We start from the raw sequence: 6227 nt of genomic DNA, 5'->3' as shown, positions 1-6227 counted from the left end.
CATGAGCTCCGGCAGCGCCGATCCGGTGTTCGTGTTCCCGGGGCAGGGCGGGCAGTACGTCGGGATGGCCCTGCGGCTGTGGGACTCTTCGCCGGTCTTCGCCGCATCCATGGCGGAGTGTGAGGCGGCGCTGGCGCCGTACGTGGACTGGCATGGCCACACCCTGCGCGATCTTTTGGCCGCCGCGGACGGCGTGGCCGACCTCGATCACGCCGAGCAGGTCCAGTCGATGCTGTTCGCGATCATGGTCTCGCTCGCCCGGTTGTGGATCTCCCGAGGGGTGGTGCCCGCCGCGGTAATCGCGCACTCGGTGGGGGAGGTCGCGGCCGCGCACATCGCCGGCATCCTCACCCTCGCTGACGCGGCCCGAGTCCTGACCGCGCGGGCGCGCGTGTCCGGCCAGGTGACCGGGTACGCCACGCTCTGGGTCGGGCTGCCGGTCGAGCAGGTGCGCGACCAGGTCGGACGGCTGACCGACGTGCACGTCAGCGCGATCAACGGGCCGCGATCGGTCGTGCTGACCGGTCCGCTCGACCGGGTCGCCGCGGTGCGGGCCGAGTACGAGGCCGCCGGTGTCCGCGCGCGTCCCATCCCGATGGACTACCCGACGCACTCCCCGCACATGGCGGTGGTCGAGGACGAACTCCTCGCGCTGCTGACCGACATCCGCCCGGCCACCGCCTCGGTGCCGTACTACTCCACGACGTTCGCCCGCCGGGTGGAGGGCTCCGAGCTCGACGGCCGGTACTGGTTCACCAACCTCGTGCAGCCGGTGCGGTTCCACGACACCGCTGCCGTGCTGCTGGCCGACGGGTATCGCGTGCTGCTGGAGGTGGCCCCGCACCCGCTGCTGGCTCCCTCGATCGAGGAGACCGCCGAGGAGCGCGGCGTCGAGGTGACCGTGCTGGCGACCCTCCGCCGCGGTGAGAGCGACCCGGACGTGTTCCTGCGATCGGTGGCTGCCGCGTGGCGGGCCGGGCTCACCGTGAACTGGTACGAGGTCTTCGCCGACGCTGGGGCGCGGCGGGTCGAGCTGCCGACCTACGCCTTCCAACGGCAGCGCTACTGGCCAACGGCGTCGGCGTCCGCGCCAGGTGATCTGGCCTCGAGCGGCCTCGAACGGGTCGATCACCCCCTGCTCGGTGCCAAAGTGGCTCTGGCGCGCGACGTCGGCTAACCGTTCACCAGCCGGCACTCGCTACACGCTCACCCGTGGCTGGGCGACCACACGCTCTTCGATCGGCCGCTGCTGCCCGGTACGGCGTTCCTCGAGCTGGCGATCCGCGCGGCCGACGAGGCGGGCCTCGGCCAGCTGGAGGAGCTGACCATCGAGGCGCCGCTGATGCTGCCGAGTCGGCACGACGTGCTGGTCCAGCTGGTCGTCGGCGCTCCCGACGGCGACGGCCGCCGCACCCTCGAGGTCTACTCCCGGTCGGCGGACCCCGGCGAGGCCGTGGACGCCTCGTGGACGCGGCACGCGCGGGCAAGCGCGGTGCCCGGTGACGATCCGGAGCCGGCGCCGTGGCCGACTAACGTGACCTGGCCGCCGACCGGGGCGACCGAACTGGACGTCGCCGGATCGTACGAACGGCTCGGCGCGCTCGGTTACCACTACGGCCCCGCCTTCACCGGGCTGCGCCGGGCCTGGCGGATGGGTGATCAGGTCTTCGCCGAGGCGGAGCTGCCAGAACGACTCGCGGCCGACGCGGTGCGTTTCGGCCTGCACCCGGCCCTGCTGGACACCGGCCAGCACAGCCTCGCTGTGGACCAGCTCGAGTCGGGGCGGGCCAACCCGGCCGCACTCGGCGTGCGGGCGCCCTTCCTGTGGTCCGGGGTGCGGCTGTTCGCCTCGGGTGCCGCGGCACTGCGGCTCGTGTTCTCCCCGACGGGGCCGTCCTCGTGGTCGGTGGACGGGTTCGACACCACCGGCCGGCCGGTGCTGAGGGTGGACTCACTGGTCGCCCGCGAGGTTTCCGCCGAGCAGCTGCGCGACGTCGACACCCCGCACCGCGACGCGCTGTTCGAGCTGGGCTGGGTGGAGTGCGGATCGGCCGAGGCCGGTTCGGGTGCGAGTGCCGAAGGACCGATCGGCTGGATCACGCCGTCCGACCGCGCGCGGACCGCGCAGCCGGAGGAAGAGCACACGGCCGATGCGCGGTCGCATCCCGACCTGGCCGCGCTTGGCTCAGCGGTGGACGGTGGTGCGCCGCTGCCCGAGGTGGTGGTGCTGCGCGTTCCCGACCTCCCGGCACCCGAGTCGATGGTCGAATCGGTGCACACCGCGGTGAACAGCACGTTGCGGGTGCTGCAGGACTGGCTCACCGATGCCCGGTGGGAGCGGTCGCGGCTGGTCGTGGTGATGCCCAGTGGAAGCCTCGTGGGTGCGGCTGTAGGTGGTCTGGTGCGCTCCGCGCAGTCGGAGAACCCGGATCGGGTGGTTCTCGTCGAGCAGGCGTTCGCCGATTCGGAGCCGGTCGGGGCGCGGTCGACGGAGGCGTTCGTCCGGGCCGCGATCGAGTCGGGTGAGCCGGAGGTGTCCGTTCGGGACGGACGGCTGTGGTCGCCCCGGCTGAACAGAATTGCCGCCGAGGCACTCGCGGATCCCGCCGGGCCGACGGGATCCGAGCAGTCGTCGGTGTGGGGCACGGGAACCGTGCTGCTGACCGGGGCGTCCGGAGTGTTGGCCGGGTTGGTGGCCGAGCACCTCGTGGCCGAGTGCGGGGTGCGACGGCTGCTGCTGGTGTCGCGGCGGGGTTCGGCCGCTCCCGGTGCCGGTGAGCTGCTCGAGCGGCTGACCGAGGCGGGTGCCTCGGTGCGGATGGTCGCGTGTGACCTGGCCGTTCGCCACGAGGTGGTGGACCTTGTCGGCTCGGTGTCGCCGGAGTTCCCGCTCAGCGCCGTGCTGCACTGCGCGGGGGTACTCGACGACGCGACCGTGGGTTCACTGACCCCGGACCGGGTGAATGCGGTGCTGCGGCCCAAGGTGGACGGTGCCTGGCACCTGCACGAGGCCACCCAGGACGCCGAGCTGTCGGCGTTCGTGCTGTTCTCCTCGGCCGCGTCGGCGTTCGGCGCCGCCGGCCAGGCGAACTACGCGGCGGCCAACGCGTTCGTGGACCAGCTGGCCGAACATCGGCAGGAGCTGGGCCTACCGGCGGTGTCGATCGCCTGGGGGTGGTGGGCCGAGGCCAGCGGGATGGGCAGCCACCTCGGAACCCAGGACCGGGCCCGGATGGCCCGCACCGGTATCCGCCCGTTGGACAACGACTTCGGTCTCACCCTGTTCGACGCGGCCGCCCGCCGACAGGGCCGCATCATCGCCGCCCCGTTCGACCTCGTCGGCCTGTCCGCCGCGGCCACGGTCCCGGGACTGCTGCGCGGGCTCGTGCGCCTTCCGGCGCGGCGGGTCGTCGAACCCCACCTGGCCGGTGGGGCCGGATCCGGCGAGGGCCTGGCCGCACTGGAGCCTGCCGAGCGCGACCAGGTCGTCGCCGAGCTGGTGCACACCCATGTCGCGGCTGTGCTCGGGTACTCGTCGAGCACCGCCATCGACGACCGGCAGCCCTTCACCGCACTGGGGTTCGACTCACTGACCGCGGTGGAGCTGCGCAACCGGCTTGTCGCGGTGACCGGGCTGCGGTTGCCGGCCACGCTGGTCTTCGACTATCCCTCCCCGGCCGCCCTGATCGAGTTCGTGCGGGGTGAGATCGGCGGCGAGGCGGCCGCCCCGGCCCGGCCGGCCATCAGCGCGACCGCGGGCGGGACCGGAGACGACCCGATCGCGATCGTGGGCATGGCCTGCCGCTTCCCGGGTGGGGTGAGCTCGCCCGACGAGCTCTGGGACGTAGTCGCCGAGGGGCGGGATGTGATCGGCGCTTTCCCCACCGGCCGCGGCTGGAACCTGGCCGAGCTCTACCACCCGGACCCCGAGCACTTCGGGACCACCTACACCCGCGAGGGTGGCTTCCTGTACGACGCCGACCAGTTCGACCCCGAGTTCTTCGGCATCTCGCCGCGCGAGGCGATCACCATCGACCCGCAGCAGCGGCTGTTGCTGGAAACGGCCTGGGAGTCCCTGGAGAACGCGGGCATCGATCCCACCTCACTGCGGGGCGGCCCGACCGGCGTGTTCGTCGGGCTGATGTACCACGATTACAACTCGCGGCTGCACACCAAGCCCGAGGAGTTCGAGGGCTACCTGGGCAACGGCAGCGCCGGCAGCATCGCGTCGGGCCGGGTGGCCTACGAGTTCGGCTTCGAAGGCCCCGCTGTGACGGTGGACACGGCGTGCTCGTCGTCGCTGGTCTGCCTGCATCTCGCGGCGCAGGCGCTGCGGTCGGGGGAGTGCTCGCTCGTGCTGGCCGGCGGCGTGGCGGTGATGGCGTCGCCCGAGCTGTACGTCGAGTACAGCCGGCTGCGCGCGAACGCCCCGGACGGTCGGTGCCGGGCGTACGGCGCGGACGCGGACGGCACCGGCTGGTCGGAAGGCGCGGGCCTGGTGGTGCTGGAGCGGCTGTCCGACGCGCGGCGTAACGGACACCAGGTGCTGGCGCTGGTGGCCGGCTCGGCGCTGAACCAGGACGGCGCGTCGAACGGGCTGACCGCCCCCAACGGTCCGTCGCAGCAGCGCGTGATCCGCCAGGCCCTGGCCAACGCCGGGTTGTCCGCCTCCGACGTGGACGTCGTCGAGGGGCACGGCACGGGGACCCGGCTGGGCGATCCGATCGAGGCCCAGGCGTTGTTGGCCACCTACGGCAGCGAGCACACCGAGGACGCGCCGCTGTGGCTGGGGTCGATCAAGTCGAACATCGGCCACACGCAGGCGGCGGCAGGCATCGCCGGCACGATCAAGATGATCCTGGCGATGCGGCACGGGATCATGCCCAAGACCCTGTTCGCGGAGACCCCGTCGCCGCAGGTCGACTGGTCGTCGGGCGCGATCGCGCTGCTCGACCGGGCTCGGGAATGGCCGGATCGTGGCCGGCCCCGCCGGGTGGGGGTGTCCTCCTTCGGTGTCAGCGGGACCAACGCACACGTCATCCTGGAACAGCCCCCGGCCGAGCTCACCGCCCCGACCTCCGACAAGGCCACGCCCGCCGCGGCGGCGACCCTGCCGGTGTGGCCGCTCGTGCTGTCGGCTCGCGGGCCCGCGGCCCTGCGGGGTCAGGCCGATCGACTGGGCTCCCACCTGCGCGACCGGCCCGAGGTGGCGTTGGCGGATGTGGCCCACTCCCTGGTGGCCGACCGGGCTGGCCACGATCACCGGGTGGTCCTGCTCGCCCGCGACCGCGAGCAGGCCCTGGAGCGGTTGGTGGTCTTCGCGGACGGGGGCGAGGGAGCCGGGGTCGTCGCCGGTGTGGCCCGGCGGGGCTCGCTGGCGATGGTGTTCACCGGTCAGGGCGCGCAACACCCCGGCATGGGCTCGCAACTGCACCGGCAGTTCGCGGTCTTCGCGGCCGCGTTCGACCAGGCGTGCGAGCAGCTGGATCCCGCGGTCCGGGAGGCCGTCCTGGCGAGGCGGGAGAACCGGCTCGACGCCACGGAGATCGCCCAGCCCGCGCTGTTCGCGGTCGAGGTCGCGCTGTTCCGGCTGTTCGAGTCCTGGGGTGTCCGGCCGGACTTCCTCACCGGTCATTCGGTGGGCGAGATCGCGGCCGCGCACGTCGCCGGAGTGCTGTCGCTGCCGGATGCGTGCCGGCTGGTGTCCGAGCGGGGCCGGCTGATGGCGCGGCTCGACCCGGGCGGTGTGATGGTCTCGGTGACCGCCGCCGAGCAGGTGGTCGCCCCGCTGGTCGCCGAGTACGCCGAAGCGGTGTCGATCGCGGCGGTCAACACCCCTGATTCGGTGGTGTTCTCCGGGCTTGAGTCGGCCGTCACCCAGATCGTGCGGCGCCTGACCGAGGACGGATACCGGACGAAACAGCTTGTCGTCAGCCATGCGTTCCATTCACCGCTGATGGACCCGATGCTCGACGAATTCCGCGCCCTGGTCGGTGGCCTGGCGTTCCAGCCGCCCCGCATTCCGATGGTGGGCGGCGACGAGGTGACGGACCCGGAGTACTGGGTGCGGCACGTGCGGGACACGGTGCGGTTCGCCGACAGGGTGTCCGAACTGCGCGGCGCCGGCGTCACCCGGTTCCTCGAGATCGGCCCCGACGCGCCGTTGACCGGCGCGATCCGCGAGTGTCTCGATGAGCCGGGCTTCGTCGCGGGCCCCCGCCAGCGGA

At 72.7% G+C, this 6227-nt stretch carries 2 protein-coding genes; both read left to right on the top strand.

From position 1 onward, the window contains the following. Position 1: 1 nt before the first annotated feature. Complete coding sequence (locus QMK34_RS47845; RefSeq protein WP_442785161.1) at positions 2-1177, top strand: acyltransferase domain-containing protein; 1176 nt, start codon at positions 2-4, stop codon at positions 1175-1177. Positions 1178-1216: 39 nt separating this feature from the next. Beyond that, a partial coding sequence (locus QMK34_RS17025; RefSeq protein WP_326415016.1) for a type I polyketide synthase occupies positions 1217-6227 on the top strand: 5011 nt, incomplete at its 3' end.

Origin of the sequence: Amycolatopsis sp. H20-H5 (assembly GCF_035828755.1) — a bacterium.
Taxonomy (GTDB): domain Bacteria; phylum Actinomycetota; class Actinomycetes; order Mycobacteriales; family Pseudonocardiaceae; genus Amycolatopsis.
This window is presented reverse-complemented; position numbering and strand designations above follow the sequence as displayed.

Excerpts from the sequence above, each read along its gene's own strand:
- QMK34_RS47845 (WP_442785161.1), top strand. The coding sequence starts at position 2 with ATGAGCTCCGGCAGCGCCGATCCGGTGTTCGTGTTCCCGGGGCAGGGC.